Genomic DNA, 26,914 nt, shown 5'->3' with positions numbered 1-26,914 from the left:
CCAACGGTCTAGTGTCCCCTGACTTCAAAGATGGCGATTGGGGTGCACCGATGCAGTGGCTAGATAATGTAGCGGGCCCGGGTTATGTCGCTGCAATCCTGTGGACGGTAGCGGCCCTCATCATGCTGGTTGTCGTCCTGCTCGCCATCAAGGTGGTCCGCAACCTGACGTTCGGCACCTTCGTCGCCGGCGGCAGGAACCGTAAGACGCGGCTTGCCGTGATGGATGCCACCGCCGTCGACAGCCATCGCCGGCTTGTCCTGGTGCGCCGCGACGACATCGAGCATCTGATCCTAATCGGCGGGCCGACCGATGTCGTCGTCGAGCGCGACATCAGGCTGGCGGCGCTGCGCCGCCCGGCATTGACGGGCGACGCCGGTCAGCAGCAGACAGGAGTTGCGCAACGCCCGCGCGCGCCGCAACCGGCACCCGCACCCGCCCCCACCAGGCCGGCGCCGCCGCCTGCTGCCCAGCCAGCTGCCGTCGCACGTCCGCGCGCGCCGGCGTCCGCACCCGCGCCCAAGCCGGCGGCGCCGAGCCAGCCGACGGCGAAGGTCATGCCGCTGCCGGGCTACGGAACGACGAACGGCAGCACCCGATATGCACCGCCGCCGCCCTCAAACGATTCCATCGACGACACTCTGATGCACGAGCTCGAGACCTCTCTCGACGAGACGCACTCCCAGCCGGCACCCAGCAAGCCCGCGGCCAAGCCTTCGCTCGATGACGAGATGACCAAGCTGCTTGGCGAGTTGGGCAGCCACAAGCGCTGACCTGATGACGGCAACATGCCGGCAGAGGCGAGCCTTTCTGCGCCTTGAGCACCGGAAACGAAAATGGCCGGGAATCCGGCCATTTTCTACGTTTTCTTGCCTATTCGGGTCGCGTCAGTCGTCGCGATAGACCTTCTCGCGGCGTTCATGGCGCTCCTGCGCCTCGATCGACAAGGTCGCGATCGGACGCGCGTCGAGCCGCTTCAGCGCGATCGGTTCCCCGGTCTCCTCGCAATAGCCGTAGGTACCCTCGTCGATGCGCTGGAGCGCGGAGTCGATTTTCGAGATGAGCTTGCGTTGGCGATCGCGGGCGCGCAATTCGATGGCGCGGTCGGTTTCGGATGAGGCGCGATCGGCTAGGTCGGGGTGGTTGGCGTTTTCCTGCTGCAGGATTTCGAGGGTTTCGCGCGCTTCGCGGAGAATGTCGTTCTTCCAGGTGATAAGCTTTTGACGGAAGTACGATTTTTGCCGTTCGTTCATGAACGGCTCGTCTTCGGAGGGTACGTAATTGGCGGTTACGATATCGTTCATTCGACTCACCCAACAACCCCAAATTTGGCGCCTATATATTCGGGGACAAGAGCCTGCACAAGCGCTATCGGCGATGGTTTCACGCAATTGTTAGTTTCGCATCGGGGAGCCGCGCGATGACTTTGTTTCAACGGCACAAAACGAATTCGCGCATGATTCGTTGCAGTTGCTGGCGCCGACCATTGTGCAAGACTTGGTTCTGGTGACTAATCGCGCTTTGCCGGGAAAGCAGCGCCATGGGGGTCCGGTTGAGCAGACTTTATCTGTTGCGGCATGCCAAAGCCGGCTGGGCGCTGCCCGGCATGCGCGATTTCGACCGCCCGCTCGACGAATCGGGCATGGCCGATGCCGAAGCGATGGGAGAGGCCATGCGGGCCCGCAACTACGTGCCGGACGTCACCCTTTGCTCCAACGCCAAGCGGGCCAGGCAGACGCTGGAAGGCCTGGCGGGGCGCACCGACACCGGCCGGGTCCTGTTCTTCGACACGCTCTACAGCGAGGATGCGGCCGGCTATCTGGACATCATCCGCAAAAATGGGGACGCCGGCCAGCTTCTGGTGATCGGCCACAACCCCATGACCGAAGATCTGGCCATGGCGGTGTCCGGAGATGGCGAGCAGGCGGCGCGCGGGATGATGAACCATGGTTTTCCGACCTCCGGCCTTGCCGTGGTGCGCTTTCCCGGCAACCTTGCCGAAGCGGCCCAGGGCAACGGCTATCTCGAAGCCTTTCTCACGCCGGCCGACCTCTGAGGCCATTTCAAACGCGCGGTCCAGGGCCTATATCGGGCGCTGACGCGCAACCAGAGGCCTGATTTGGCATCATCGCTGACCAATTTTACCGACGAGGCGAGGATTGCGCTCGACACGTTGTCGGGCCGCGCCGCCGGGCTCTTCTCTCCGTCAATGCGCCTTGGCGTCACCGGCCTGTCGCGCGCCGGCAAGACGGTGTTCATCTCCGCCCTCGTCCACAACCTCATCCATGGCGGTCGCCTGCCGCTGTTCGAGGCGCAGAAATCGGGCCGTATCGCCCGCGCCTTCCTTGAGGAGCAGCCGGACGATGCCGTTCCGCGTTTCCAATATGAAGATCATGTCGCGGCTTTGGTGAACGAGCGCGTCTGGCCGGACTCCACGCGCGCCATCTCCGAACTCAGGCTCACCATCGAATATGAGTCGGCCTCCGGCTGGAATCGTCTGTTTTCCGCCGGAAAACTATCTGTCGACATCGTCGATTATCCCGGTGAATGGCTGCTCGACCTGCCGCTGCTCGGCAAATCCTTCGCCGATTTTTCGCGCGAGGCGGTCGAGCTGGCCGCCCTGCCCGTCCGCTCCGACCTGTCGCAGGCCTGGCGCGAGCTGGCCTCCACCATCGATCCCGATGCCGACGCTGACGAAATGACCGCCCGGCGATTGGCCGAAAGCTTTGCCGCCTATCTCAAAGCGTGCAAGCTCGACGAACGAGCGCTGTCGACGTTGCCGCCAGGCCGTTTCCTGATGCCGGGCGATCTTGAAGGCTCGCCGGCGCTTACCTTCGCGCCGCTGATGACGCTGTCGCAAGGCCGGCCGCGCTCCGGATCGCTGCGGGCGATGATGGAGCGCCGCTACGAGGCCTATAAGACGCATGTCGTCAAACCGTTCTTTCGCGAGCACATCGCCCGCCTCGACCGGCAGATCGTGCTGATCGACGCCATGCAGGCGCTCAATGCCGGCCCGGCCGCCATGGCGGATCTGGAGCGCGCGGTGACCGAGATCCTGTCCTGCTTCCGGCCCGGACGCGGCAATTTCCTCACCGACTTCTTCTCGCGCCGCATCGACCGCATCCTGGTGGCTGCGACCAAGGCGGACCATTTGCACCATGAAAGCCATGACCGGCTTCAGGCGATCGTGCGCCGGCTGACCGACCGGGCCGTTGCACGAGCGAATTTCAGCGGCGCCGCCGTCGATGTCGTCGCCATGGCCGCCGTTCGCTCGACCCGCGAAGGCACGGTGAAGCAGGGACGAGAGACGTTGCCCGTCATCATCGGCACGCCGCTGAAAGGCGAGAAGATCAACGGCGAGACATTCGACGGAAAGACCGAAACCGCCATATTCCCGGGCGATTTGCCGGAAAAGGTCGATGCGGTGTTCGAGGTTTCGGGATCGCTGGTGGACAGCGCCGAACCGGCGATCCGCTTCGTGCGTTTCCGCCCGCCGAAGCTCGAACGCACCGCCGAAGGCGTCACGCTGTCCTTGCCGCATATCCGGCTCGACCGCGCGCTGCAGTTCCTGATCGGAGATCACCTGGCATGACCGCGCCCCGCAAACCGGCGGCCTTCCGCATCGAGCCTGAGACCGAGGCGCCGCCGCAACCACAGCGAAATAGCGCGGCCGAGGAGCCGCCGGCGCGCAGGCCACGTGCCGCGAGGGCCGATGTGGCGGTCGTGATCCCCTCGGAAGTCGACGTCTTCGACGAGCCGGATATCGAGGCCGCGGTCCCGCCGCCGGCGACGGCGCCGAGAAAGCGTTCGCTGTTTTCCCGGCTGCTCTTCGGCGCCCTCGGCGTGCTCGTCTCGCTGGCGGTCGGCCTGTGGGCCGATCAGTTGATCCGCGACCTGTTCGCGCGTGCCGAATGGCTTGGCTGGCTGGCGGCCGGCATGGCGGCGATCGCGCTGCTCTCGCTGCTCGTCATCCTGTTCCGCGAATTCCTCGCCATCGCCCGCCTTGCCGAAGTCGAAAAGATGCAGAAACGGGCCCTGGATGCCGTGGCGCGCGACGACCCCAGGGCGGCGCGCGCCTTGGTCGACGAACTCTCGGCTTTCGTCGCCGCAAAACCCGAGACCGCCGCCGGCCGCCGCTCGCTCGCCGAATTGCGCGGCGAGATCATCGACGGCGCCAATCTGGTGCGGCTTGCCGAGACCGAGATCCTGTCGCCTCTCGATGCCCGCGCCAAGATCATGATCCTCGAGGCTACGAAACGGGTGTCGCTCATAACGGCGGTCAGCCCGCGCGCGCTGGTCGACATCGCCTATGTCGTGTTCGAAGCCGGGCGGCTGATCCGGCGCCTGTCCGAACTTTACGGCGGCCGCCCAGGCACGCTCGGCTTCTTCCGGCTGGCGCGCGGCGTGCTTGCGCATCTGGCGGTGACCGGCTCGATCGCGGTGGGCGACAGTTTCGTGCAGCAGATCGTCGGCCACGGGCTTGCCGCGAAACTCTCGGCAAAACTCGGCGAAGGCGTCGTCAACGGCATGATGACGGCGCGCATCGGCATCGCGGCGATGGAAACGGCCCGCCCATTGCCGTTCATCGCCGCGAAGCGCCCGGGCCTCGGCGATTTCCTCTCGGCGCTGACATCGTTCGCGGCACGAAAGAACAGCCAGGACGACCGATAAGGTAAACGCGTGACCCACCGCGGGTGACGAAGCATTAACCAATCTTCTGCATGGTCGGTCCGGTCCCAAGAATAGACTCTTTCGTGCCGGGTGTCGTCGATGAGAAGCGTGATCCTGTCCTGCGTCCTGCCTGCCGCCATTGCGATTGCCGCGCCGCTCGGCCTCGTCGAAAAGGCCTTTGGCGCGGAGCCGGATAAGCAGTTCTTCCGCTCCGTCGAAGGCAGATGGATCGGCCCTGGCGAGATCATCGCCGGCAAGTACAAAGGCACCAAATTCACCTGCGATTTCAATGGCTCGACGCCCGCCAGCAAGCTCGGCATGACGCTTGACGGAGGCTGCAGGGTCGGCGTGTTCACGCAAAAGATGTCGGCCAGCGTCGAGCGCAAGGGCCGCGATGGTTACAGGGGCACCTTCATGGGCGGCTCGACCGAAAGCGGCATGGACATTGTCGGCGGCAATGTCGTCGATGCCCAGAAGGTCGTCTTCACCATCAACCGCAAGCAGTTGAATGGCGTCATGCAGGCGCGTGTGCCTGACGGCAATTCGATGACCGTGACGGTGGCGGTGCGCGTCAACAATCAGCTGGTGCCGGTGATCGGCATGAGCCTGAAGCGGGTCGACTCGGTCGAAGTCGGCGCCATCGCCAAGAACTGATCCCTTCTGACAACCGCCGCCACCCGCAAAGAAGGCGGTTCAGGTTAAAGTCGGGAAGTGGCAGGCCGCTTTGCGGCCGGGACGATATTCCTTCAATTCCGGCCGCTCCGAGCGGCAGCGTTCCGCCGCGATCGGGCATCGGGGATGGAAGCGGCATCCGGATGGAGGCTTGAGCGGGCTCGGCACGTCGCCGGTGAGGATGATGCGCTTGCGCGCACCCGCAGGCGTCGTCTCGACGACCGGCACCGCCGAGATCAGAGCCTGGCTGTAAGGATGGGCTGGCGTCGCAAACACCTCCTCCGCCGGCCCTTCCTCGGCGATCGAGCCCAGATACATGACGGCGATGCGGGTCGAGACCTGGCGTACCACGGAGAGATCGTGGGCAATGAAGATATAGGTGAGCTTCAGCTTCTCCTGCAGATCGGCGAGCAGGTTGACGATCTGGGCCTGCACCGACACATCGAGCGCGGAGACGGGCTCGTCCAGCACGACAAGGTCGGGGTTCAACGCGATCGCCCGCGCGATCCCGACGCGCTGGCGCTGCCCGCCGGAGAATTCGTGCGGATAGCGCATCACATGGTCCGGCAACAGGCCGACCAGCTCGAACAGCTCCGCCACGCGCGCGGTGATCTCACGTGCCGAAAGCTTGCCGTGGATGCGTAGCGGCTCGGCCACAAGGTCGCCGACGCGCCGGCGCGGATTGAGCGAGGCCGAGGGATCCTGGAAGACCATTTGCAGGCGCCGCCGCAGCGGCCTGAGCTCGGACAGCGATTTCGAGGTGATGTCGTCGCCTTCGAACAGAAGCTTGCCGTCGGTGATGTCGTAGAGCCGAACCAGGCAGCGTGCCAGCGTGGACTTGCCGCATCCGGATTCGCCGACCAGCCCGACCGTCTCGCCGCGCCGCACGCTCAGCGAGACGTTGTCGACCGCATGGACGGTCCGCCTGCCCTCGGCGGAAAAGCGGGTGCCTATCGAAAAGCGTTTCGCCAACGAACGCGTCTCGAGGATCGGGCGATCTGTGTCTGTCATCGGCTCGCTCATGCCTGTGCCACCCGAAAGCACGCGGCGGCGTGCGCGCTCGCGCCGAGACCCGGCTTGCCGGCCTCGCAAGGCTCGTAGCGGACCGGACAGCGCGGGCCGAAGGCGCAGCCTTGCGGCAGCCGCAGCAAGGACGGCGGCGAGCCTGGGATCGCCGGCAGGCGGCGCGGTTTCTGGCCGGTCAGCGGCGGGATCGAGCCGAGCAGCGCGCGCGTGTAAGGGTGTCGCGGATCGGAAAACAGCTCCGTGCGTGTGCCGCGCTCCACCACGCGGCCGGCATACATGACCATGACGCGGTCGGCGAGTTCGGAGACCACGCCCATGTCATGCGTGATGAAGACCACGGCCGATTTATGTTTGGCGCGCAGCTTGCGCACGAGATCGAGGATGCCGGCCTGCACGGTGACGTCGAGCGCGGTGGTCGGCTCGTCGGCAACCAGCAGCGCCGGATCGCATGATAAGGCCATTGCGATCACGGCGCGCTGCCGCATGCCGCCGGAAAGCTGATGCGGATAGCGCGACATCGCCTCGTGCGGGTTGGGGAAATTCACCTCCGCCAGCAACTCTTCCACGCGCTCCATCGCCTTGGATTTGCTTAACCCGCGATGCGCGCGGATCTGCTCGGCGATCTGCCAACCGATCGTGTAGACCGGCGTCAGCGCCGTCATCGGATCCTGGAAGATCATCGCGATCTCGTTGCCGCGCAGGCGCCTCAGCTCCCGCGGCGGCAGTCCCACCAGTTCGCGGCCCTTGTAGCGGATCGACCCTTCGATGGTGGCGTTTGGGTCGGTGATGAGGCCCATCACGGCGAGCAGCGACACCGTCTTGCCGGAGCCGGATTCGCCGACGACGCCGAGGATCTCGCTTTCCTCGAGGTCGAAGGAAACGCCGTCGATGGCGCGCACCGGCCCGTCATGGGTGCGGAAGGAGACTTTGAGATCGCGCACCGACAATATCATGATGCCCTCAGGCGCGGATCGAGAAGGATATAGACGAAATCGACCACCGCGTTGGCGATCACCACGAACATCGAAGCATACATGACCGTCGCCATGATCATCGGCAGATCGAGATTCTGCAGCGCGTCGTAGGTCAGCTTGCCGATGCCGTGCAGGCCGAACACGACCTCGGTCAGCAAGGCCGAGCCGCCCACCAGCGCGCCGAAGTCGAGACCGAACAGGGTGACGAAGGCGATCAGCGACGTGCGCAGCGCATGGCGAAACAGGATGCGGGTCTCCGACAGGCCCTTGGCGCGGGCGGTGCGGATATAATCTTCCTGCATGGATTCGATGATGGCCGCGCGCAGCACGCGCCCGTAAATGCCGATATAGAGGATGGCCAGCGTGATCCATGGGATGACCAGCGTCAGGAACCAGCCCTTGGGATCGTCGGAAAAGTTCTTGTAGCCGAGCGGCGGCACCCAGGAGAACGCCCAGCTTTCGTGATAACGGCTCTGGGTCATCAGGTTCATCACCTCGCCCAGCCAGTAGACCGGCATGGAAATGCCGAGCAGGCCCAAAGCCATCAGGAGCTTGTCCAGCCAGCTGTCTCGGGTGGCCGCGGCGACGACGCCGATGATGATGGAGACGACCACCCACAGGACCGCGGCGCCGAACACCAGCGAAAGCGTCACCGGGATCGAATCCATGACGGCCGGCACAACCTTCCAGCCGCGGTTGACGAAGGAGGTCAGGTCGCCGGTGACGAAGATCTTCTCCATCATGCGCGTGTATTGCACGTAAAGCGGCTGGTCGAAGCCGAAGCTGTGGCGCACCGCGGCCAGCACTTCCGGAGAAGCGTTGCGGCCGGCGATGCGCGCGGCGGGATCGGCGCCGGGCGTGGCGAAGAAGATCAGGAAGACGATGACCGAGATGCCGAACATCACGAACAGCATCTGACCGAAGCGGCGAAGGATGGCATAAAACATCAGTCGCGCCCCAGCCGGACTTTGGAGCGCGGGTCGAGCGCATCGCGGAGGCCGTCGCCGAAGACGTTGAGCGCCATGACGGAAACGGCGATCGCCAGCCCAGGCACCAGCGCCACCAGGGGCCGTGTATAAAGCAGCGCCTGCCCGTCCTGGATGATGGTACCCCAGCTCGCGGCCGGCGGCTGCACGCCGATCGACAGGAACGACAGCGCCGATTCCGTCAGCATGTTCAGCGCCATCATCAACGGCACGAAAACGATGAGAGTGGTGGTGATGTTGGGCAGGATGTCGCGCCACAGGATGCGCCAGCCCGGCACGCCGAGATTGATCGCGGCGAACACGAACTCGCTGTGGCGCAGCGCCAGAACCTGACCGCGGATCGGCCGCGCGACATAGGGTATATAGACAATGCCTATGATGATGATCGGCAGCCATAGACTGCCAGATTGGATCTCGATCGGTCCGATCGCGATGCCTTGCGCGATGGTGACGATGGAAAGCGAGATCGCCAGCAGATAGATCGGAAACGCCCAGAGCACGTCGAGCAAGCGCGACAGCACCGTGTCGGTGATGCCGCCGAAATAACCCGCGATCAGTCCCGCCATCGTGCCGACGATCAGCGTGAAGATGGTAGCTGCGCCGGAGATCAAAAGCGAGTTCAGGCCGCCATAGAGCAACCTTGCCATGACGTCGCGGCCCTGGCTGTCGGCACCGAGGAAATAATTGCCAAGCCGCCAGGTCGGACCGATCGGCGTGTAGCCAAGCCCCAGTCCCTCGGTCGACTGCTCCATTACCGGCACGTCAGCGCCGTCGATCTGGATGACGGCGTCGAGCGTCGAGGCGAACGGGTCCGTGCCCGCCCATTTTGCATAAAGCGGCGCGCTGAAACAGGCGAGAACGAGGATGAGGAACACGGCCAGGGACGCCATGGCGGCCCTGTCCGTTGCCAGCCTCGCAAACGCGACGGCCCAAGGCCCTCGCGTCTTGCGCGGCATGGCGGCGACTTGGCTGGACACGATGTGTGATTCCGCGGTTCGTTACTGGACCCAGGCCCCTTACTGCACCCAGGCCCCTTACTGCACCCAGGACTGGGTGATAATCCAGTTGAACTGCGGGTTGAACTTGAAATTGCCGATGCGCTTGCTGACGAAATCAAGCCGCTTCGGCGTGAACAGCCCGACCGCCGGTGCCTTGTCGGTGACCTGCTTGTCGATTGCCGCCCACAATTTGTCGGCCGCCTTCTGATCAGTCACGCCGAGGTCCAGCGCCTTCTGCATCTGGGCGTCGATATCCTTGTCGCAGAAGCCGGAAATGTTGATCGAGGCGTCCGAGCCTTCGCGATAGGAGGCGCAGCTGAACAGGATGTTCAGGAAGTCCGACGCCGCGGGATAGTCCTTGTACCACTGGGTGACGGACATCTGCACTTTGTTGTTGGTGTTCTGGATATAGGTGAACTGCAGGTTGGACGAGATCGGCTTGACGTCAGCGACGTAGCCAATGTTGGTCAGCACGCTCTGCAGATAGACGCCGATCGACCGCGAGATGGCCGTATCCTCGACTATGATGGTCACCTTCTGGCCCTTGGTGCCCGATTGCTCGACGAGCTGCTTGGCCTTCTCGACATCCGGGGCCGACCATTTGGCGCCCGGATTCTTGGTGAAGGGGCAATAGTCCTCATGTCCGGGGAAGTCCGGCGGCAGGACCTGGCAGACCGGCGAAGCCAGCACCTTGCCGCCGAACAGCTTGACCAGCGTGTTGCGGTCGACCGCATAGGCGACGGCCTGGCGGGCCTTTTCATTGTCGAATGGCGCCATGCGGGTGTTCAGCGGCGCGTACCACCAGGCCGAAAGCGGCGAGATATGCAGCTGGTCCATGGACTTGCTGCCGAGCTCGCCAAGGCGGTCGCTGGGCAGCGCGTCGAACATCCAGTCCGCCTCGCCGTTCTGGATCGCCGTGACGGCGGCCTCTTCCGACAGGCCGAAATCATACTGCACGACATCGGGATAGCCGTCCGGCTGGGCTTCCTCGCTCCACTGCTTGAAATTGGGGTTGCGGGAAACCGTCATGCCCTTGTTCGGATCGAAGGCCGAGATCATGTACGGGCCGGTGCTGGGGATCGGCTTGGAGCCCATATCCTCCGCCGGCGTGTCGGCCGGCAGGATCACGGCGTGCGGCAAGGCAAGCTTGTAGAGGATCTCGGCGTCCGGCTTGGTGAGATTGAGGGTGATCGTGCCGGCCGCCTCGTCGGCGACAACGCCGCCTTCCAGCGTGCAGCTCTTTGTGTCGGCCAGGCATTTGTCGGCGCCGACAATGCCGGCATAGAAGGTGCCCGAAGTCGGCCCGGAAATCTTGAAGATGCGCTGGAAGGAGGCGACGACGTCCTTCACGCCAAGATCCTGGCCGTTGGAGAACTTGATGCCCTTGCGCAGCTTGAAGGTGAAGGTCTTGCCGTCATTGCTGACCGTGGGCAGGGCCTCGGCCAGATCGGGAACGATGGAAAAGCCGTCGGCGCCCTCGGCTTTGCGGAAGGCGACCAGGCCGTCATAGATCGGCTGGTACATTTGCCAGCCCTGGTCCGTGTAGTTGATATGCGGATCGAGGGTTCCTGCCGCCGATCGGGCGAGAAGGCGAATGGTGCCGCCGCGGTGTTCCTTGAGATATTCGGCCTGCGCCGGAGCCAGCCACGAGCCGGCCAGCAATGCGGCGGCCGACGCTGCCAAAAGCAGTTTCTTCATGTCGTCATTCCCCTTTTCTGTTGTCGTTGTCGTCCAGGAAGTCTCCCACCACACGCATGCAGAGCTCCTGCTCCTCGACATGCGGCATGTGGCTGGAATGCTCGAATATCTGCCAGCGCGATCGCTTGATGCCGTCCTTGAAGGGCTGCACGGTCGCGGGTGTGGCTTCGTCGTGCCGGCCGGAGATGAGGAGTGTCGGAACCTCGATGGCCGGCAGGCGGTCGATGACGCTCCAGCTCTTCAGCGTGCCGATGACGTGGAATTCGTTCGGGCCGTTCATCACATTGTAGACGGTCGGATTGCGCACGATCTGGGCGAAGGTCTCTGTCACCTCGGGCGGGAACGGCACGGCCCGGCAGACATGCCGTTCGTAGAACCGCATCGTCGCTTCCTGGTAGGCCGGATCGTCCGTCGTGCCGGCCTGCTCGTGCTTCGTCAGCGTCTCCTGGACTTCCCTGGGCAGACCGGCGCGCAGCCGGTTGGCTTCCTCGACCCAAAGCTTCATGGACGCCGGCGAGTTGGCGATGGTCAGCGACTTGAGGCCCTTCGGCCTGGTCACGCCGTATTCGGCGCCCAGCATGCCGCCCCAACTTTGCCCCAGCACATGGAAGCCGCCGCGGATGCCGAGATGGTCGACGAGGTTTTCCAGTTCGTCGATGAAGAGTTGGGGCGTCCAGAAATCGGCACCTTTTTCCGGCAGCAAGGTGGAATTGCCGCAGCCCAACTGGTCGTAGTGGATGACGGCACGGCCGCCCCGGGCAAGAAGCTTATAGGCATCGACGTAATTATGGGCAGCACCCGGTCCGCCATGCAGGATCACGACCGGGGCCTTGCCGGCATCGAGCGCGCCGCTGATCCGGTACCAGGTCTCATAGGCGCCGAAGCCGGCCCGCCCTTCCTTGCTGACGATCTCGGACGGCATCCCGGCTCCCTCAGTGGTTGAAGACATCTCGTTGCCGCCTAGTTCGCCGTCCGGCCGGACTGCACCCACTCTTCCAGCATCTGCACGCCGAAGGCCGTGGCGCCTTCCCGGCCCAGCGGTCGATCCTTGTCGGCCATTTCCTTGCCGGCTATGTCGAGATGAACCCACGGGCGGTCCTCGGTGAAATTGCGCAGGAAGGCCGCCGCATAGGGCGCATCGCCGTCTTCCATGTCCTTGGCGTGGTGACGGATGTCGGCGAAGGGCGATTGCAGCCCCTCGTCATAGGCCCGGTCGAGCGGCAGTTGCCAGAACCGCTCGCCGACCTTTTCCCCCGCCGCGATCATGCGCGAGGCGATGGTATCGTCGGTGCTGAAAAGTCCGGCGAAGACCGAGCCGAGGCCCCGCATCACCGAATAGGTCAGCGTCGCCAGATCGACGATCACCGAGGGATTGAAGCGCGAAGCGGCATAATAGAGGCAGTCGGCCAGGATCAGCCGGCCTTCCGCATCCGTGTCGAACACTTCCACGGTCTGGCCCGACGCCGTCGTGATGATGTCGCGCGGCTTGAGCGCGGTGCCGGACGGTATGTTCTCGGCAATGCCGAGCACGCCGACGGCATGCACCGGGCTGCCTTGCCGGGCGAGCGCGATCAGCAGCCCGACAACGGCGGCCGCGCCGCCCATGTCGGCCTTCATATCGAACATCTGCTCGCCGCGCTTTATGCACAGACCACCGGAATCGAAGCAGACGCCCTTGCCGACGAAAGCCAGCGGCTGCGCGGGAGCGCCCTTGCCGCGATAGCGCAGGACCGCGACGCGCGGCGGTCGCGCCGAGCCGGAGCCGACGGCCAGGATCGCATTCATGCCGAGCTCCTTCAGCCGCGCCGTGTCGAGGATCTCGACATCGATGCCGGCCTCGCGCAGCGGCTCCAGATGATCGTGGAAATTGTCGGGGTGAAGATGGTTCGGCGGCAGGTTGACCAGCGTGCGCGCATATTCGACGCCGTCCGCGATGGCATTGACCCGCGCCAGCGCCGCCTTCAGCTCCGGGCCGGCCGCGCCGATCAATTGCACCCGCAAAGTGCGGTCGGCGCCTGCTCCCTGACGCCGGTTGCGCAGGTCGAAACGATAGCGCCGCAGCCGCATTCCGAGCGCGACTCGCGCCAGGACTTCCGCTGCGGGAAGGTCGACACCTGCGAGCGGGTCCAGCATCAGGGTGGCCGCGCATTCGCCCTTGCCTTCCAGATGCGCCGCAAGCAAACCGCCGGCCCGCGCCAGCGAAAGCGAGGTTACGGCCTCGGCCTTGCCCAAGGCCAGCACCACCACGCGGCGGGTCGACATCGCCTTGGGGGCGATGACATCGACACAAGTCCCGGATTGCGAGAGGGCGGCCGGGTCGGAGCAAGCGCGGGACAAAATCCCGTTCATTTCAGCATCGAGCGCCACTGCCCGGGGGCCAAAACCGGTTTGAGCGGTTTGCAGGATCACGACGACCGAGGTTTCCGCGGAAATCTCCTCCGCCGCTTCAAAGACCGGCGCCGGCGACTGAGGCATAGAAGCTCATTCTCCCATTCTGGGGCGCCCCGCCGAGGCTCAGCTGGCGTCATACGCAAAGCTTCGCCGGTCCCCGGTGGAAGCCGGTCATACCGGTTTCCGCCGCTGGTGGAATGGCATCGGAGTGCCCAAACAATCGTTTTCGGATGGCGACTTGGTCGCTCTTGCCTTTTGGGTATCCCTGAACCGGCCAGGCGATCAAACGCCAATTTTGCCCAAGTCGATTGACAAAAACTCAACTCACATTTCATGATCGGGCAATGGCCCTGCCCTCACTCAATGGCATGCGCGCTTTCGAGGCCGCCGCGCGCCTCGGCAGCATCAAGGATGCAGCGGAAGAGCTGCATTTGACGCCCTCGGCCGTCAGCCGCCACATCCGCGCGCTCGAGAAGAACCTTGGCCAGGAGCTGTTCGAGCGCGGCTTTCGCCAGATCACACCGACCATCAGGGGCTCATATTATGCGCGCGGCCTCTCCGAAGCATTCGAGGCTATCTGGCGCGCCACCGACGATGTCAGCTTCGTCCATGGTCACGGCAGGACCCAGCGGGTCAGGGTTCTCTGCGTGCCGGCGGTTTTGAACCTTTGGCTGGCGGACCGGCTGCCGAATTTCCGCAAGCTGCATCCGTCCGTGAACCTGGAGATCTCGACGTCGGGCAAGCGCGCCAACTTCGATTTGGCCATTGTCGACGAGTTCGTCTACAAGGCCGGCCCGGCCTTGACCCTGCTGATCCCGCTGGTCCTGACACCGGTCTGCGCGCCCTCGCTGCTGGAAGGGCCGGTGCCGCTGCGCACGCCTGCCGATCTCGTCAATCACCACCTGATCCACGAATGCGAGAGCATGCGCTGGCGGCGTTGGCTGGAACAGGAAGGCGTTGTGGACGCCACGCCCAAGTCCAGCACGACGCTCGACGACTGCACCTTGATCATGCGCGAGGTGATAAACGGCGCGGGGATCGCTTTGGCCGACACCATGATGGCGCAGGACCTTCTGCAGCAAGGCAGGCTTGTCGCCCCGTTCAGCGCCCGCCATACCTATCCCGCCGGAATCTACCTGCACCAGCGCCGCAGCATCGGAAACAAGCCGGGCACCGGCCTGTTCCAGGACTGGCTGCTCGCCGAGATCGTCGACCATAAGCGAACGATGGGTATCGCGTAGCGCGTCTCATCCGGAGCGCCGCGCAAGAAAAAGGCGGCGGCCAAGTGGCCACCGCCTTCGCATTGTCGACGGCTGGGCTCAACCCTTGATGGTGGCGGTCAGCTCGTCATAGGCCTTGCAGGCTTCGTCGAGCGTCGTCGCGCCCTGGTACTTCGTCGTCACGGCCTGCACCTTGGCGGTCAGATCGGCCGCCTTGCTCGGATCCTTGGTGATGGCTGCCTGGAGCGCCGCAGCCATGTCCTGCGCCTTCTTGGCGGCGATTTCCTGCGTGCACTCCGGCCCCTTGGAGCAAGCCGAACCAGCCAACGCCGCAACACCCACGGCAACGAGCAAAAACTTCTTCATATCAATCATCTCCTCAAAAAAGGCAGCCGCCCATCGCCGCTGCCTCCACTGGCCGAAGCCGAACGTGCCATAACCTCCGATTGTGGCGTGACGCAACGACCGGGCCGCATAAACTTGTGTAACCACGCTGCAATGTCGCGGCGATCCGGATATAGGCTGCTCAGGTCAGCCGGAGCACGGTTCAGTGGCCGCGAGGCTGTAGGAGTGCCAGCACGGCTGTCGCCACGGCAAGGACGGCGGTAAGGGTCAAAGGTCCCGTGGCGCCATGGGTATCCACGACATAGCCGCCGACAACCGCGCCGATGGTGATGGCAACCTGGAAGGAGACGACCATCAGACTACCCGCAGCTTCCAGCGCATCAGGTGCCGCGCGGGACAGATTGGTCGGCAGCACCACCGGCGCCATGCCGAAGGCCAAGCCCCAAAGCGTAACGAATGCGAAGGCGACGCCAATGTGCACGCCCCAAAGCACCAATGCCAGCGCCGCAAACGCCATCAATGCGGCGTTGCCCGCGAGCGCCATGCGGATATTGGCGTCGGCCATGCGGCCGCCGGCAATATTGCCGATCACAGCGGCGATGCCAAATCCGAGCAGGGCCAGGGCAATTGGCCCGGTGGCGAGGAGCGTCACGTATTCGAGGAAGGGGCGCACATAAACAGAGCCGGCAAAATGCCCCGTCATCAGCAAAAGAATGGCAAGCATGCCGAGTTGGATGCCGCGCCGCCGTGTCAGCCGAAATACGTCAGCCAGACTATTGCTGGCCGTCGCAGGCAAGGTCGGCAGGCTCAGCAATTGCAGCAGCATGGCAATCACGGCCAGCCCCGCTGTCATGGCCATGGCGCTGCGCCAACCCAGCCAGTCGCTGATCAACGCCCCCATTGACGGGGCGGCGATGGTGGCCAGCGAAACGCCGAGGGTGACGATGCCCATGCCCCGACCTGTCGCATTGGCGCCGACCAGCCTCGCCACGACCGCAACCGAAAGTGCCCAGAAGGCGCTGATAGCGATCCCGAGCCCGGCCCGGCCCAACAGCAACAGCCAGAAATTTGGCGCCAGCGCCGCAAGGATATTGGAACCGACCGCCAAGGCGCTGAGGCCAACCAGCACCGCCTTGCGGTTCAATCGGCCAATGACAACATTGCTCAACACGGCGGTCACGGCACCGACGGAAGCGGTGGCAGTGACGACCTGTCCGGCCGTTCCCTCACTGATACCGAGATCGCGTGCCATTGGCGTCAGCAGACCAGCTGGCAGGAATTCGGCCGAGACCAGGGCAAAGCTGGTGGCCGCCAATGAAATGACCGCGAACCAGGTGGCTGCGCTCCACGCGGCCGGCGCGGCGGCATCGAGGTCTATCGTCTCGTCTTCAAGCTGTAATGTTGTGTCTGTCACTGAAGGATCTCCAAAGTTTGGAGGTCTTCATAGACGAGTCCTTTCGGATGGAATGTGTCCTAAAATCCGAAATTCATATCCATTCGTCCGGGAATTGTGCGACGCACAACGCCAGGAGAAACATTGGTGATGCGCTTGAACGCGCGCGCGAAGGATGCTTCGGAATCATAGCCCAAACGGGTAGCGACCTCGGCAACCGACAGGCCATTTTGCCCCAGCAACTCGCGGGCAAGCTGCATACGCAGACGGGCGAGATAGTGTGCCGCACCCTCTCCTAATACGGCGCTGAAGCGCTCGGCGAAAATCGAGCGCGATTGGCCTGCCAGACCGGCGAGTCTTTCCAGCGTCCAGTTGTGGCCGGGATCTCGATGCATGGCTGCCAAAGCGCGGCCGATATGGGGGTCGCGGATGGCTGCAAGCCAACCGGTGGTCGAAGCTCCAGTGCAATTGACCCAGCAGCGGATAAGCCGGGCCGTCAGCAAGTCCGCCATACGGGACAAGATGGTGGCGCTGCCCATCTGTGGTTGCGCGGCCTCCGCCGTCATAGCCGCGAGCAATGGACCAATGACCGGGTCGTTGCCGGCCACGTCGCATCCTTTGATGATCGGCGGCATCAATGTGATCAATGGGTTAAGCGCACAGACGCCCAAGGCCATGGAGCCGCAGAAAAGGGTGCTCGCCGCGCCCGTTCCTTCCCGTACCACTTCGCAGACGTTGCTCCCCAATTTGGTCACCTGGCAGCCCTCGAGCGAGTCGCCTGCAACGTCCGGCGCGCTGGCCAGCCGGTGGGCGATGCCTTGCGGCAACAGCACCAGATCGCCATCGCGCAGCTCCCGCCAGCCTTCCGCCTCGGTATGGATCCAGCAGGGACCCTGGCCGACGAAGTAAAAGCGAAGCAGCTTTTGCTGCGGAAAGGCTATGCTCCATGGATGTCGGAGCTCGCAGCGACCATAGTTGACGCCACTCAAGCGAAAATCTTGCAGGACTTCGCTGAGCGCGTCCATCGGGATATGTGGTGCTGAAGACGGTCGGGACGAAAAGTCAGACATCTAACAATTATAGATACTAAACGTCCGGCAGGCAAGCAAGGACCGCTTCAACGGCACCCTGCTCTTTATGGCAGGACTCCCGCCCTTGCTTCGCACGCGTACAGCATGCAAGGAGTGCATCGAGACAAGGATGACAGGCATGGCAGCTGAAGCGTCAAGCAGCGATCTGGTGCAGGTGGTAGCGCTGCTCGCCGCGGGCGTCGTCGCCGTGCCAATCTTCAAACGCATGGGGCTGGGCTCGATCCTCGGCTACCTCGCCGCGGGCGTGGTCATCGGTCCGTTCGGCCTGCGCATCTTTTCAGAATCGGAAGCGATCCTCCATGTCGCCGAGCTCGGCGTCGTCATGTTCCTGTTCATCATCGGCCTGGAGATGCAGCCGTCGCGGCTCTGGGGGCTGCGTCGCGAGATTTTCGGCCTGGGTGCCTTGCAGGTTGGCGTCTGCGCCGTGCTTCTGACCCTGGTCGGACTGGCCGGAGGCTTTCCGATCGCGCAGTCCTTCGTCGCCGGCGCCGGCTTCGTGCTGACCTCGACGGCGATCGTCATGCAGCTGCTCGAGGAGCGCGGCGAGATCGCCACGCCGAAAGGCCAGCGCATCGTCTCGATCCTGCTGCTCGAAGACCTGACAATCGTGCCGCTGCTGGCGCTTATTGCATTTCTCGCGCCCGGCGGCGCCGAAACTAGTCTTTCGGAACGGCTGACCGAAGTCGGTATCGGCATCGCCGCGATCGTCGGGCTGGTCGTGGCCGGCCGTTACCTGCTCAATCCGCTCTTCCGCATCCTGGCCGACGCCCGCGCCCGGGAAGTCATGACCGCCGCCGCGCTGCTGGTGGTGCTGGGATCGGCCCTGGCCATGCAACTCTCCGGCCTGTCGATGGCGATGGGCGCCTTCCTCGCCGGCGTGCTGTTGTCGGAATCGACCTTCCGCCACCAGCTCGAAGCCGATATCGAGCCGTTCCGCGGCATCCTGCTCGGCCTGTTCTTCCTCGCCGTCGGCATGTCGCTCGACCTCGGCGTCGTCGCCCAGAACTGGCGGCTCGTCGCCGTCTATGTCGTCGCCTACATGGTCATGAAGGCAGTCGGCATCTACGCCGTCGCGCGCATTCTGAAGAGCAGCCACCGCGAGGCGCTCGAACGCGCCGTCTTCATGGCGCAGGGCGGCGAGTTCGCCTTCGTGCTCTATTCGTCCGCCGCCGCGGTCGGCATCATCGACGGCCAGGCCAACGCCACGTTGACCGCCATCGTCATCATCTCCATGGTGCTGACGCCCTTGGCGATCATAGCGCTGCGCTACCTGACCCCGCGCGACGAACAGTCCCTCGACGGCGTCGACATCGCCGACGGCCTCACCGGCAGCGTGCTGATCATCGGCTTCGGCCGCTTCGGCCAGATCGCCAGCCAGCCGCTTCTGCTGCGCGGGATGGACGTCTCGATCATCGACAACGAGGTGGAGATGATCCAGGCGGCGGCCGATTTCGGCTTCAAGGTCTATTACGGCGACGGCACGAGGCTTGACATCCTGCATGCGGCCGGTGCCGGGCGGGCCCGTGCGGTGCTGATCTGCGTCGACAAGCCGGATGCCGCCGTGCGCATCGTCCAGCTGATCAAGGCCGAATTCCCTTTGGTCACCATCCTGGCGCGCGCCTTCGACCGCGGCACCGCGCTGCAGCTCGTGCGCGCCGGTGTCGACTATCAGCTGCGCGAGACCTTCGAATCGGCGCTGGTCTTCGGCGGTTCCGCGCTGGAGGCGCTTGGCGTCGATCCGGAAGAAGTCGCCGAAGTCATCGAGGATGTGCGGCGCCGCGACGAAGCGCGCTTCGAGACGCAACTGGCCGAGGGCGTGCGCGCCGGCCAGCGTTTCCTCAAGGGCAATATCGGCACGCCGATCCCGACGCCGCTCACCCAGCCGCGCCGCGCCGGCCGCGCGTTGAACCAGGAAACGGCCGTCGTGCTGAACCAGGCAGAGACCAAGAACTGAGGGCCAACGCATGGCAGAGCTCGATCCGCGGGCGCTTTCGGTCACCCAATTCTGGCGCGATGCCGGCGAGGATGCATGGTTCGAGAAGAACGACGCCTTCGACGCGGATTTCCGCAATCGCTTTCTGGAGCTGCATTACGCCGCCGCGCGGCGCGAATGCGATGATTGGAGCGTGCATGCCGAAGGATCGCTGGCGCTGATGATCCTGCTCGATCAGTTCCCGCGCAACTGCTTCCGCGGCACCGGCCACATGTACGCCACCGATCCGCTTGCCAGATACTTCGCCAGCAGGGCAATCGCCGCCGGTCAGGACCTGGAGCTGGAAGAATTGCTTCGCGTCTTCCTCTATCTGCCCTTCGAGCATTCCGAATTGCTGGCGGATCAGGAACGGTCGGTCGAGCTAACGGTCGCCAAGGCGCCCGACTATCTGAAATATGCCGATGAGCATCTGGAGATCATCCGGCGCTTCGGACGCTTCCCGCATCGCAACCCCATGCTTGGTCGCGCGACGACGGCCGAGGAGCAGGCATTCTTGGACGGCGGCGGTTTTTCCGGCTGACCAGCCGGCTTTGGAGCAATTCCAGGAAAAGTGTGAGCGGTTTTCCGTCCGGAATTGCGACAATCCAAAATCAGCCCAGCCACCATTCGCGGCCGGACGGCAGCCGCTCGATGCCGGAAATATCGACGGCGCCGAGCCTTTCCGACACGCTCCTGCCGCCGATCGAAAGCCCCGGCGCGATCTCGGCCAGCGGCGCCAGCACGAAGGCGCGCTCCAGCATGCGCGGATGCGGCACTTCGAGCCCGGTCTCGTGGATCACGCGGTCACCGAACACCAATATGTCGATATCGATCAGGCGGGGGCCCCAGCGCTCCTCGCGCACGCGCTTCAACCGCCTCTCGACGTCGAGGCAAAGGTCGAGCAGCGCGCGCGGCGAAAGCGCCGTCTCGATCGCAGCGGCGGCGTTGAGGAAATCGGGCTGGTCGAGCTTGCCCCAGGGCGGCGTGCGATAAAGCGAGGAGACGGCGATGACGCGCGTCGCGGCGTCGCCGTCCAGTATGCGCAATGCCGCGCCCATGGACTTCGCCGGCTCGCCGAGATTGCCGCCGAGACTGAGATAGACGGCGCTATTCTGGCCAGACAACGGTCACCTCGACATAATCGAGCACGCCGGGCACCGGCGCGTTCGGTTTGCGCACGGTGATCTCGGCCTTCCTGATCTGAGAGAACCGCGCCGTCAGCGCCTTCCCGACCTCCAGCGCCAGCGCCTCGATCAGGAAGCGGCGGTGTCCGGTCACGATCTTCTCGATGACCGCGAAAGCGACGCCGTAATTGACGGTATCCTCGATGGAATCCTCCGTCAGCGGACGGCTGGGCTCGACCGTCAGCTCGGCATCGACATAGAAACGCTGGCCAAGCGTCTCCTCCTCGTCCAGCACGCCGTGGCGGGCGAAGAAGGCGCAGTTCTTCATACGAATGACGTACATGATCAGTGTCCGGGAGGAAGCTCGGTTTCGCGTTGAAGCATAGCATCGGTCACCGCCAGCGCATCCACGTTGATTGCGACATCGTGGACGCGAAACAGGTCGGCTCCCTTCAAGCGCAGGATGACGCTGGTGGCAGCCGTGCCGGCTGCCCGTTCGGCGGGCTCGCGCCCGGTCGCGGCACCGATGAAGCGCTTGCGCGAGGTTCCGGCCATCAACGGGTAGCCGAGCGCCCGGAGCTCGGAAAATCGCGCCATCAGGTCGAGGTTTTCCTCCGCCGTTTCCTTGGCGAAGCCGAAGCCGGCATCGAGCACGATCTGGCTGTCGGTGACATTGCCGGCGCGCGCGATCTCGAGCGACTTGCGCAGGAACAGGAACTGGTCCTCGATCACGTCGGGCAGCTTCTGCCGTTCGCGCCCGGTATGCATGATGACGAGCCCGGCGCCGGTCTCGGCGGCGACGCGCGCGATGCCCGGCTCGCGCTGCAGCCCCCAGACGTCGTTGACGATATGGGCGCCGGCGGCGACGCCAAGCCGCGCGGCGTCCTCGCGATAGGTGTCGATCGAGATCAGCGCGTCGCCGGAAGCGGCGAGCGCCGCGATGACGGGCAACACGCGCGCCTGCTCCTCCTCGGCGGTAATCGGGGCAAAACCCGGCCGGGTCGATTCCCCGCCGACATCGATGATCGCCGCGCCCTCCTTCACCATGCGGCGCGCCTGCTCCAGCGCCTCTTCAGGCGCGATGAACAGGCCGCCGTCCGAAAAGCTGTCGGGCGTCACGTTGAGGATGCCGACGACGACCGCCTTCGGACCGAGGTCGAGATAGCGTCCATGCGCCAACTGCCATCGCCTTGTCGTCATCATCCATCAACCATGCGTGATCCGCGCGAAATCAATTCCGTTGCGCTGGCGACGGCCCTAAAGCAAGGTGCGTGAAGAGGCAATATGATGAACCCATCCCTGCTCTGCGCCCTGATGCTCGCTTTGACCGCCATGCCGGCGGGCGCGGCCAATCTGGTCAAGACCTACAGCTATTTCAGCGTCGGCGGCCGCACGCTCGACGATATCCAGAACCAGCTGTCGAGAAACGGCCCCGAGGTGAAGAGCACCGGCTCGCGGCATCCAGGCGCCACGCAGATGGCCTTCACCACCCGCATCAGCTACGCGCAGAGCGCAGACTCTTGCCGCATCACCGATGCCGCCGTCACCGTGAAGGTCAAGGTGATCCTTCCCGAATGGCGGCGTCCGCGCAAAGCCGATCCCGACGTCAGGCTGTTCTGGGACACGCTGTCGGCCGACATCAAGCGGCATGAGGAGCGCCATGTCGAGATCGCCAAGAACCATGCGCGCGCGCTCGAGGATGCGCTGAAGGCCGCCCCCGGGCAGAAGACTTGCGAACAGGCGAAGGCAAGGGCCGCCGCGATCCAGGCAGCCGAGCTCGCCAGACACGATCAAGACCAGTTGCGCTTCGACCGCGTCGAGAGCGTCAATTTCGAAAGCCGTATCCTTCGGCTGATGCGCTACCGCATGGAGCGCGTCGGAGCCGGCCAACTGCCGCCGCCTTGACTTGGGGAGCCAGCCTTATCCCGGGCCAATTTCGTCCAAGCATGGTGCCAGACCGGAAAAACTTTCGAGCGGTGGTCGAAATCGGCCTATATCGCACGACATATAGCGGGTTCGAAGCAGCCCTCGGGGCCTCGAACAGTGAAGAGAAATGACAGACGCCAGGCACGACGGGTCGGCCGCAGCCGTTTTGGCGCACTGAGCATCAGCCTTTGAAAGAATGACGCATGGACCAGACCGTCGAGAACCAGGCGATGGCGCCGAAAGCCGCGCCGATGATGAGCGAGAGCGAGAAAAATGCCATCATCGGCGGCGTGCTGTTGTCGATGTTGCTGGCAGCCCTTGATCAGACCATCGTAGCCCCTGCCCTGCCGACGATCGCGCGCGCGCTCGGCCATGCCGAGTATCTGCCGTGGATCGTCACCGGCTATCTCTTGACCGCGACCGCGATGGCGCCGCTCTACGGCAAGATTTCCGACGTCTACGGACGCCGCCCCGTCATCTACGCCGCCATCCTCGTCTTCCTGCTCGGGTCGCTGGTTAGCGCGCTCGCGCCCAACATGCTGGTGCTGGTCATCGGCCGCGCTATCCAAGGCGCCGGCGGCGGCGGTCTCTTCGCTCTGGCCCAAACGGTCATCGGCGATCTCGTGCCGCCGCGCGAGCGAGCGCGCTATGCGGCATGGATCGCCGGAACCTGGGCGGTCGCCAGCGTCGCCGGCCCGCTGCTCGGCGGCGTGTTTGCCGAGCATCTGCACTGGTCGCTGATCTTCTGGATCAACCTGCCGATCGGCTTCCTGGCCATGGCCATCATCAACAACCCGCTGAGGAAGCTGCCGATCGCGGCCAAGAACCACCGCATCGACGGCCTGGGTGCGGTGCTGCTGGTTGTCGCCACGTCGCTGCTGCTCCTGGCGCTCAATTGGGGCGGCAGCGCCTATCCCTGGTTCTCCCGCGAAATCCTTGGGCTGGTCGCCTGCTCGGTCGTATTCTGGGCCTTCTTCGCTCTGAGGCTCCTAAGGGCGGCCGAGCCGCTGATCTCGCTCGAAGTCCTGAGCAACCCGATCGTGCTCGCCGGCACACTGTCGATGTTCCTGCTGCAGGCCGCCAACATCGGCGCGTCGGTCTACCTGCCGGTCTATCTGCAATCGGTCGTCGGGCTTTCGGTCAGCGAATCCGGCACCGCGATGCTCGGCCTCTTGCTGGGCACGGTCGCCGGCGCGACCTTCAGCGGCCGCACGATCCCGCGCTTCGTCCACTACAAGCGCATCGCCATGATCGGCGTCGGCCTGGCCATCGTCTGCATCGGCGTGCTCAGTGCCATTGCGGAACACGCCTCGCTGCTCGAGGTGGAAATCCTGACCACTCTGATCGGCCTGGGCAGCGGAACGACATTCCCGGTCGCCACCGTCTCGGTCCAGAATGCCGTCGATCGCGCGCATCTGGGGGTCGCGACAGGCGTGCTGACCTTCCTGCGCACGCTGGGCGGCGCGCTGGGCGTCGCCATGCTTGGCGCCGTCGCGCTCGGCTACGGACTGCCGCTCTCCGCCGAAGGCTCGCAGACGCATATCCAACCGGCATCGGCGTTGCCGTTCGCGATGATCTTCGTCGCCGCCGGAGCAACGCTCGTTCTGGCGCTAATCACGCTGGCCCTGATGCCCGAGAAGGAACTGCGCGGCCACGACGAGCACGCGGCCCCCGTGCTTGCGGAATAAATCTCTCCGAGGTGTGTTGAGATTCAGGTCAGGCCGAGTCGAGAATGGCGGCTCACGAGAACCGGAGCGGAGCGTACTTAAGGTACGTGAGCACCGGAAGCGCAGGGAGCTGCCGTTCGCAGGCCGGCATCACCTGAATATCGACATACCTCAGTCGTGGACGCCGAGCTTCTTCTGCAAGCTCGTCGACGAGGTCGTGTACTGGAAGACGATGCGCTCGCCCGGGCTGACGATGCGCTTGGCGGCCTGCGCCATCAGCGCCACCTCATGGAAGCCTGACAGGATCAGCTTGAGCTTGCCGGGATACCAGTTGATGTCGCCGACAGCGAAGATACCCGGGATCGACGTCTGAAACTTCTCGGTGTCCACCGGGATCAGGTTCTCGTGCAGGTTAAGGCCCCATTCGGCGATCGGCCCGAGCTTCATGGTGAGGCCGAAGAACGGGAGCATGCGGGTGCACGGCACCTCGACGTCGCCGTCCGGGCCGCCCTTGATGGTTGCCGATGCAAGCTGGCCGTCGGCGCCGGCAAGGCCGCTGACCTGCCCGACGAGAAATTGCAGGTGCTTCATCTCCTGCATGGCATACATCTTGTTGACGCTGTCGGGCGCGGCCCGGAATTCCGGGCGGCGATGCACCAGCGTCACGCTTTTGGCGATCGGCTGCAGGTTCAGCGTCCAGTCGAGCGCCGAATCGCCGCCGCCGACGATGACGAGGTCGTGCCCGCGAAAATCCTCCATGCGCCGGACGGAATAGAAGACGCTCTTGCCTTCATAGGCCTCGATGCCCGGAATGGGCGGACGCTTGGGCTGGAACGAGCCGCCGCCGGCGGCGATCACCACCACCTTGGCTTCGAACATCTCGCCTTCGTCGGTCGCGACGCGAAAGGTTCCGTCCTCGAGCTTTTCCAGGCTCGACACCATGCGATTGAAGGTGAAGTCCGGCTTGAACGGATGGATCTGCTCCATGAGCTTGTCGACCAGGCCTTGGGCGGAGATCGTCGGCCAGCCGGGAATGTCGTAGATCGGCTTCTCCGGGTAGAGTTCTGCGCATTGCCCACCGGGACGATCGAGAATGTCGATCAGATGGCATTTCATGTCGAGCAGGCCGAGCTCGAACACGGCAAACAGGCCGATCGGCCCTGCCCCGACAACGAGAACGTCCGTTTTGATGGTATCGGTCATGCGCTGCGCCCCCTTTTGGGAATGGAGCGAGACTGCATGAGCCGTGGCCTGCTGCCAAGCAGCCAGCGTGAAAGAATGTTGGGAAGCCACCTAAGGTGTGTCGAGATTCAGGTCAGGCCGAGTCGAAAATGGTAGCTTCCGAGGACCGGAGCGGAGCGTACTTAAAGTACGTGAGCACCGGAAGCGCAGGAAGCTGCCATTTGCAGGCCGGCATCACCTGAATATCGGCGCACCTTAGCCCTGGCGCTCGGGGACCCGAACGACCAGCCCGTCCAGCGCGTCGCGCACCTTGATCTGGCAGGAGAGGCGCGAGTTCGGCTGGACCTCGTAGGCGAAGTCCAGCATGTCCTCCTCCATCGCCTCGGGCTCGCCGACCTCCGCCGTCCATGCTTCGTCGACATAGACATGGCAGGTCGCGCAGGCACAGGCGCCGCCGCATTCGGCTTCGATGCCCGGAACCGCGTTGCGGATCGCGTTTTCCATGACCGTCGAGCCGTTTTCGGCTTCCACGTCAAATCGGGTCCCGTCATGGGCGATGTAGGTCAGCTTGGTCATTAAGTCACCTGAGGAGTCGCAGCCGAGATAATCACTCTACCGGACAAGTCAACTGCGGCGCGAAAGCGCCACGAAATGACGTTTTTCAGAAAAGTCGAGCTACCGGCTGATGCCGGCGATGAAGTCGCGCACTTCCTCGATCAGCGTGCCGAGCCTCTTGAGCGCCCGGACGTCTTCCGGCTGGCTTTCGATGATCGCCGCGCAATCGGCCACCGCAAAGGCGCCGATGCCACGCGCCGAGCCTTTCAGGCCATGCGCCAGAAGCACCCTTTGCCTGGCGTCGGCATCCGCGATCTGGTCGCGGACGGACAGCGACTGGTGCACGAACAGCGCCAGCACTTCCCGTTCGAGGTCACGGTCGCCCATCGTCTGGCGCGCCAGATGGCCGAGGTCCACCGGTCGGGCTCCGGCCGTTCCGGAGGCATCTCCCCCCGGCATGGAAAACGCAATACCACTTTCGCCACGCATACGCACTGCAACTCCATCAAGCGGGCAGACGGGCCCACGAAAATAGGCGCTTCCGGTCGCCAACGGGTTAACGATTGCAGGGGAAAAATGTTGTCATCGAGGCAGCCGGATCACGCCTCCGTTAACCTTATATTTAAAGTTTTACGTATCGCCCGGAATGCATGTTTTCTTTACCCCTGTGTGTCATTACGATACGAAGGTCCATTTTTCAGCCTCCTGCTCGGGATAGACAAGCCAGAATCGGGCCAGAATCAGGCCAAAATCATAAGTCCCGCGGCAGCTAGTACAGGGTAGCGAAGGCATGGCTAAGAAACCAACGACGACCAAGTCTCTCGAGAATGACGTAGCCGCGGAACTGGAAAAGGCGCTTGACCTTGACCTTAACGGCGACGAAGGCGGCCTCGATATGGCGGCGTCGATGGAGGATCTCGAAGCGCAGATTTCGGCGGCGGCCGATGAACTGGCGCGCGAAGGCCGCAGCCAGAGGACGGAGCCGGCAAACAATCCCCAGCCTGCCACCCCCAAGCCTGCCAC

The 26,914-nt window shown here is 64.1% G+C and carries 28 protein-coding genes; 10 read left to right on the top strand and 18 right to left on the bottom strand.

Annotated features, from left to right (window positions below; all coding sequences use genetic code 11):
• Window positions 1–50 precede the first annotated feature (50 nt).
• Window positions 51–773 carry a flagellar biosynthetic protein FliO gene (locus tag FJ956_RS05695; protein ID WP_140672783.1) on the top strand — a complete coding sequence of 241 codons (723 nt, stop codon included), beginning with the start codon at window positions 51–53 and terminating at the stop codon, window positions 771–773.
• Between the two features lie 114 nt (window positions 774–887).
• On the opposite strand, the gene dksA is transcribed toward FJ956_RS05695, so the two are convergent.
• Window positions 888–1,304, bottom strand: a complete 417-nt coding sequence (dksA, locus tag FJ956_RS05690) for an RNA polymerase-binding protein DksA (protein ID WP_095765270.1) — start codon at window positions 1,302–1,304, stop codon at window positions 888–890.
• A gap of 248 nt (window positions 1,305–1,552) precedes the next feature.
• On the opposite strand from dksA, the gene FJ956_RS05685 reads away from it, so the two are divergent.
• The 4 genes from FJ956_RS05685 to FJ956_RS05670 all read left to right on the top strand — a co-directional run bounded on the left by FJ956_RS05685 (window position 1,553) and on the right by FJ956_RS05670 (window position 5,325).
• On the top strand, window positions 1,553–2,056 hold the full coding sequence (locus FJ956_RS05685) for a histidine phosphatase family protein (protein ID WP_140672782.1): 504 nt from the start codon (window positions 1,553–1,555) through the stop codon (window positions 2,054–2,056).
• A 63-nt stretch (window positions 2,057–2,119) separates the two neighbouring features.
• The gene (locus FJ956_RS05680; RefSeq protein WP_140672781.1) at window positions 2,120–3,592 is read left to right on the top strand and encodes a YcjX family protein; all 1,473 of its coding nucleotides are present in this window, start codon (window positions 2,120–2,122) and stop codon (window positions 3,590–3,592) included.
• Entirely contained in the window at window positions 3,589–4,671 is a 1,083-nt protein-coding gene (locus FJ956_RS05675; RefSeq protein WP_140672780.1) for a TIGR01620 family protein, read from the top strand. The genes FJ956_RS05680 and FJ956_RS05675 overlap by 4 nt, the downstream gene beginning before the upstream one ends.
• 99 nt (window positions 4,672–4,770) lie before the next feature.
• The gene (locus FJ956_RS05670; protein WP_181170066.1) at window positions 4,771–5,325 is read left to right on the top strand and encodes a hypothetical protein; all 555 of its coding nucleotides are present in this window, start codon (window positions 4,771–4,773) and stop codon (window positions 5,323–5,325) included.
• A 39-nt stretch (window positions 5,326–5,364) separates the two neighbouring features.
• Here FJ956_RS05670 and FJ956_RS05665 read toward each other — a convergent pair whose 3' ends face one another.
• The 7 genes from FJ956_RS05665 to FJ956_RS05635 are packed head-to-tail and all read right to left on the bottom strand — an operon-like array spanning window position 5,365 to window position 13,500.
• A complete protein-coding gene (locus tag FJ956_RS05665; RefSeq protein ID WP_140672778.1) occupies window positions 5,365–6,354 on the bottom strand; it encodes a dipeptide ABC transporter ATP-binding protein in 990 nt (329 codons plus the stop codon).
• 8 nt (window positions 6,355–6,362) lie between these two features.
• The gene (locus FJ956_RS05660; protein WP_140672777.1) at window positions 6,363–7,322 is read right to left on the bottom strand and encodes an ABC transporter ATP-binding protein; all 960 of its coding nucleotides are present in this window, start codon (window positions 7,320–7,322) and stop codon (window positions 6,363–6,365) included.
• The gene (locus FJ956_RS05655) at window positions 7,319–8,290 is read right to left on the bottom strand and encodes an ABC transporter permease (RefSeq protein ID WP_140672776.1); all 972 of its coding nucleotides are present in this window, start codon (window positions 8,288–8,290) and stop codon (window positions 7,319–7,321) included. Before FJ956_RS05655 ends, FJ956_RS05660 begins: the two co-directional genes overlap by 4 nt.
• Window positions 8,290–9,306, bottom strand: coding sequence for an ABC transporter permease (locus tag FJ956_RS05650; RefSeq protein ID WP_140672775.1), 1,017 nt, complete (start codon window positions 9,304–9,306; stop codon window positions 8,290–8,292). Before FJ956_RS05650 ends, FJ956_RS05655 begins: the two co-directional genes overlap by 1 nt.
• A 57-nt stretch (window positions 9,307–9,363) precedes the next feature.
• A complete protein-coding gene (locus FJ956_RS05645) occupies window positions 9,364–11,025 on the bottom strand; it encodes an ABC transporter substrate-binding protein (protein WP_140672774.1) in 1,662 nt (553 codons plus the stop codon).
• Between the two features lie 4 nt (window positions 11,026–11,029).
• Window positions 11,030–11,947: a proline iminopeptidase-family hydrolase gene (locus tag FJ956_RS05640; protein ID WP_140672773.1), complete on the bottom strand. Its 918-nt coding sequence runs from the start codon at window positions 11,945–11,947 to the stop codon at window positions 11,030–11,032.
• A gap of 38 nt (window positions 11,948–11,985) precedes the next feature.
• Window positions 11,986–13,500: a leucyl aminopeptidase gene (locus FJ956_RS05635; RefSeq protein WP_140672772.1), complete on the bottom strand. Its 1,515-nt coding sequence runs from the start codon at window positions 13,498–13,500 to the stop codon at window positions 11,986–11,988.
• Window positions 13,501–13,760: 260 nt separating this feature from the next.
• Here FJ956_RS05635 and FJ956_RS05630 point away from each other — a divergent pair, with 260 nt between their 5' ends.
• Window positions 13,761–14,657 (top strand): LysR substrate-binding domain-containing protein, encoded by an 897-nt coding sequence (locus tag FJ956_RS05630; RefSeq protein WP_140672771.1) that lies wholly within the window; start codon window positions 13,761–13,763, stop codon window positions 14,655–14,657.
• Between the two features lie 78 nt (window positions 14,658–14,735).
• Here FJ956_RS05630 and FJ956_RS05625 read toward each other — a convergent pair whose 3' ends face one another.
• From FJ956_RS05625 to FJ956_RS05615, 3 genes are all read right to left on the bottom strand, one after another.
• Window positions 14,736–15,002, bottom strand: coding sequence for a hypothetical protein (locus FJ956_RS05625; protein ID WP_140672770.1), 267 nt, complete (start codon window positions 15,000–15,002; stop codon window positions 14,736–14,738).
• A 181-nt stretch (window positions 15,003–15,183) separates the two neighbouring features.
• The gene (locus tag FJ956_RS05620; protein WP_140672769.1) at window positions 15,184–16,395 is read right to left on the bottom strand and encodes an MFS transporter; all 1,212 of its coding nucleotides are present in this window, start codon (window positions 16,393–16,395) and stop codon (window positions 15,184–15,186) included.
• Between the two features lie 59 nt (window positions 16,396–16,454).
• Window positions 16,455–17,444, bottom strand: coding sequence for an AraC family transcriptional regulator (locus tag FJ956_RS05615; protein ID WP_140672768.1), 990 nt, complete (start codon window positions 17,442–17,444; stop codon window positions 16,455–16,457).
• Window positions 17,445–17,583: 139 nt separating this feature from the next.
• Between FJ956_RS05615 and FJ956_RS05610 the strand changes: the two genes are divergently transcribed.
• Both FJ956_RS05610 and FJ956_RS05605 read left to right on the top strand, forming a co-directional pair.
• Entirely contained in the window at window positions 17,584–19,419 is a 1,836-nt protein-coding gene (locus FJ956_RS05610; RefSeq protein ID WP_140672767.1) for a monovalent cation:proton antiporter-2 (CPA2) family protein, read from the top strand.
• A gap of 10 nt (window positions 19,420–19,429) precedes the next feature.
• Complete coding sequence (locus FJ956_RS05605) at window positions 19,430–19,978, top strand: DUF924 family protein (protein WP_140672766.1); 549 nt, start codon at window positions 19,430–19,432, stop codon at window positions 19,976–19,978.
• 70 nt (window positions 19,979–20,048) lie between these two features.
• Here the strand turns inward: FJ956_RS05605 and folK are convergent, their stop codons facing one another.
• The 3 genes from folK to folP are packed head-to-tail and all read right to left on the bottom strand — an operon-like array spanning window position 20,049 to window position 21,761.
• Complete coding sequence (gene folK, locus FJ956_RS05600; protein ID WP_140672765.1) at window positions 20,049–20,561, bottom strand: 2-amino-4-hydroxy-6-hydroxymethyldihydropteridine diphosphokinase; 513 nt, start codon at window positions 20,559–20,561, stop codon at window positions 20,049–20,051.
• On the bottom strand, window positions 20,545–20,904 hold the full coding sequence (gene folB, locus FJ956_RS05595; RefSeq protein ID WP_140672764.1) for a dihydroneopterin aldolase: 360 nt from the start codon (window positions 20,902–20,904) through the stop codon (window positions 20,545–20,547). Before folB ends, folK begins: the two co-directional genes overlap by 17 nt.
• Before the next feature lie 2 nt (window positions 20,905–20,906).
• Entirely contained in the window at window positions 20,907–21,761 is an 855-nt protein-coding gene (gene folP, locus FJ956_RS05590) for a dihydropteroate synthase (protein WP_140673015.1), read from the bottom strand.
• 84 nt (window positions 21,762–21,845) lie between these two features.
• Here folP and FJ956_RS05585 point away from each other — a divergent pair, with 84 nt between their 5' ends.
• Window positions 21,846–22,466, top strand: coding sequence for a DUF922 domain-containing protein (locus FJ956_RS05585; protein WP_140672763.1), 621 nt, complete (start codon window positions 21,846–21,848; stop codon window positions 22,464–22,466).
• A 224-nt stretch (window positions 22,467–22,690) separates the two neighbouring features.
• Window positions 22,691–24,175: an MDR family MFS transporter gene (locus FJ956_RS05580; protein WP_140672762.1), complete on the top strand. Its 1,485-nt coding sequence runs from the start codon at window positions 22,691–22,693 to the stop codon at window positions 24,173–24,175.
• 150 nt (window positions 24,176–24,325) lie between these two features.
• Here the strand turns inward: FJ956_RS05580 and FJ956_RS05575 are convergent, their stop codons facing one another.
• From FJ956_RS05575 to FJ956_RS30690, 4 genes are all read right to left on the bottom strand, one after another.
• Window positions 24,326–25,357: an NAD(P)/FAD-dependent oxidoreductase gene (locus FJ956_RS05575; protein WP_140672761.1), complete on the bottom strand. Its 1,032-nt coding sequence runs from the start codon at window positions 25,355–25,357 to the stop codon at window positions 24,326–24,328.
• A gap of 234 nt (window positions 25,358–25,591) precedes the next feature.
• Window positions 25,592–25,912, bottom strand: coding sequence for a 2Fe-2S iron-sulfur cluster-binding protein (locus tag FJ956_RS05570; RefSeq protein ID WP_140672760.1), 321 nt, complete (start codon window positions 25,910–25,912; stop codon window positions 25,592–25,594).
• A 99-nt stretch (window positions 25,913–26,011) separates the two neighbouring features.
• On the bottom strand, window positions 26,012–26,380 hold the full coding sequence (locus tag FJ956_RS05565; RefSeq protein ID WP_140672759.1) for an Hpt domain-containing protein: 369 nt from the start codon (window positions 26,378–26,380) through the stop codon (window positions 26,012–26,014).
• Window positions 26,381–26,660: 280 nt separating this feature from the next.
• On the bottom strand, window positions 26,661–26,914 hold a 254-nt coding region (locus tag FJ956_RS30690), incomplete at its 5' end, for a hypothetical protein (RefSeq protein WP_210243606.1).

The sequence above is a fragment of the Mesorhizobium sp. B2-4-3 genome (assembly GCF_006442815.1).
Lineage (GTDB): Bacteria > Pseudomonadota > Alphaproteobacteria > Rhizobiales > Rhizobiaceae > Mesorhizobium.
This window is presented reverse-complemented; position numbering and strand designations above follow the sequence as displayed.

What these genes read in the sequence shown, in the direction of transcription:
- FJ956_RS05610 (WP_140672767.1), top strand. Translation starts at nt 17,584, where the DNA reads ATGGCAGCTGAAGCGTCAAGCAGCGATCTGGTGCAGGTGGTAGCGCTG.
- dksA (WP_095765270.1), bottom strand. Translation starts at nt 1,304, where the DNA reads ATGAACGATATCGTAACCGCCAATTACGTACCCTCCGAAGACGAGCCG.
- FJ956_RS05585 (WP_140672763.1), top strand. Translation starts at nt 21,846, where the DNA reads ATGATGAACCCATCCCTGCTCTGCGCCCTGATGCTCGCTTTGACCGCC.
- FJ956_RS05660 (WP_140672777.1), bottom strand. Translation starts at nt 7,322, where the DNA reads ATGATATTGTCGGTGCGCGATCTCAAAGTCTCCTTCCGCACCCATGAC.
- FJ956_RS05640 (WP_140672773.1), bottom strand. Translation starts at nt 11,947, where the DNA reads ATGCCGTCCGAGATCGTCAGCAAGGAAGGGCGGGCCGGCTTCGGCGCC.
- folP (WP_140673015.1), bottom strand. Translation starts at nt 21,761, where the DNA reads ATGACGACAAGGCGATGGCAGTTGGCGCATGGACGCTATCTCGACCTC.
- FJ956_RS05655 (WP_140672776.1), bottom strand. Translation starts at nt 8,290, where the DNA reads ATGTTTTATGCCATCCTTCGCCGCTTCGGTCAGATGCTGTTCGTGATG.
- FJ956_RS05570 (WP_140672760.1), bottom strand. Translation starts at nt 25,912, where the DNA reads ATGACCAAGCTGACCTACATCGCCCATGACGGGACCCGATTTGACGTG.
- FJ956_RS05665 (WP_140672778.1), bottom strand. Translation starts at nt 6,354, where the DNA reads ATGACAGACACAGATCGCCCGATCCTCGAGACGCGTTCGTTGGCGAAA.
- FJ956_RS05670 (WP_181170066.1), top strand. Translation starts at nt 4,771, where the DNA reads ATGAGAAGCGTGATCCTGTCCTGCGTCCTGCCTGCCGCCATTGCGATT.
- FJ956_RS05615 (WP_140672768.1), bottom strand. Translation starts at nt 17,444, where the DNA reads ATGTCTGACTTTTCGTCCCGACCGTCTTCAGCACCACATATCCCGATG.
- FJ956_RS05625 (WP_140672770.1), bottom strand. Translation starts at nt 15,002, where the DNA reads ATGAAGAAGTTTTTGCTCGTTGCCGTGGGTGTTGCGGCGTTGGCTGGT.
- FJ956_RS05605 (WP_140672766.1), top strand. Translation starts at nt 19,430, where the DNA reads ATGGCAGAGCTCGATCCGCGGGCGCTTTCGGTCACCCAATTCTGGCGC.
- FJ956_RS05645 (WP_140672774.1), bottom strand. Translation starts at nt 11,025, where the DNA reads ATGAAGAAACTGCTTTTGGCAGCGTCGGCCGCCGCATTGCTGGCCGGC.
- FJ956_RS05575 (WP_140672761.1), bottom strand. Translation starts at nt 25,357, where the DNA reads ATGACCGATACCATCAAAACGGACGTTCTCGTTGTCGGGGCAGGGCCG.
- FJ956_RS05565 (WP_140672759.1), bottom strand. Translation starts at nt 26,380, where the DNA reads ATGCGTGGCGAAAGTGGTATTGCGTTTTCCATGCCGGGGGGAGATGCC.
- FJ956_RS05580 (WP_140672762.1), top strand. Translation starts at nt 22,691, where the DNA reads ATGGACCAGACCGTCGAGAACCAGGCGATGGCGCCGAAAGCCGCGCCG.
- folB (WP_140672764.1), bottom strand. Translation starts at nt 20,904, where the DNA reads ATGTACGTCATTCGTATGAAGAACTGCGCCTTCTTCGCCCGCCACGGC.
- FJ956_RS05635 (WP_140672772.1), bottom strand. Translation starts at nt 13,500, where the DNA reads ATGCCTCAGTCGCCGGCGCCGGTCTTTGAAGCGGCGGAGGAGATTTCC.
- FJ956_RS05675 (WP_140672780.1), top strand. Translation starts at nt 3,589, where the DNA reads ATGACCGCGCCCCGCAAACCGGCGGCCTTCCGCATCGAGCCTGAGACC.
- FJ956_RS05630 (WP_140672771.1), top strand. Translation starts at nt 13,761, where the DNA reads ATGGCCCTGCCCTCACTCAATGGCATGCGCGCTTTCGAGGCCGCCGCG.
- FJ956_RS05695 (WP_140672783.1), top strand. Translation starts at nt 51, where the DNA reads ATGCAGTGGCTAGATAATGTAGCGGGCCCGGGTTATGTCGCTGCAATC.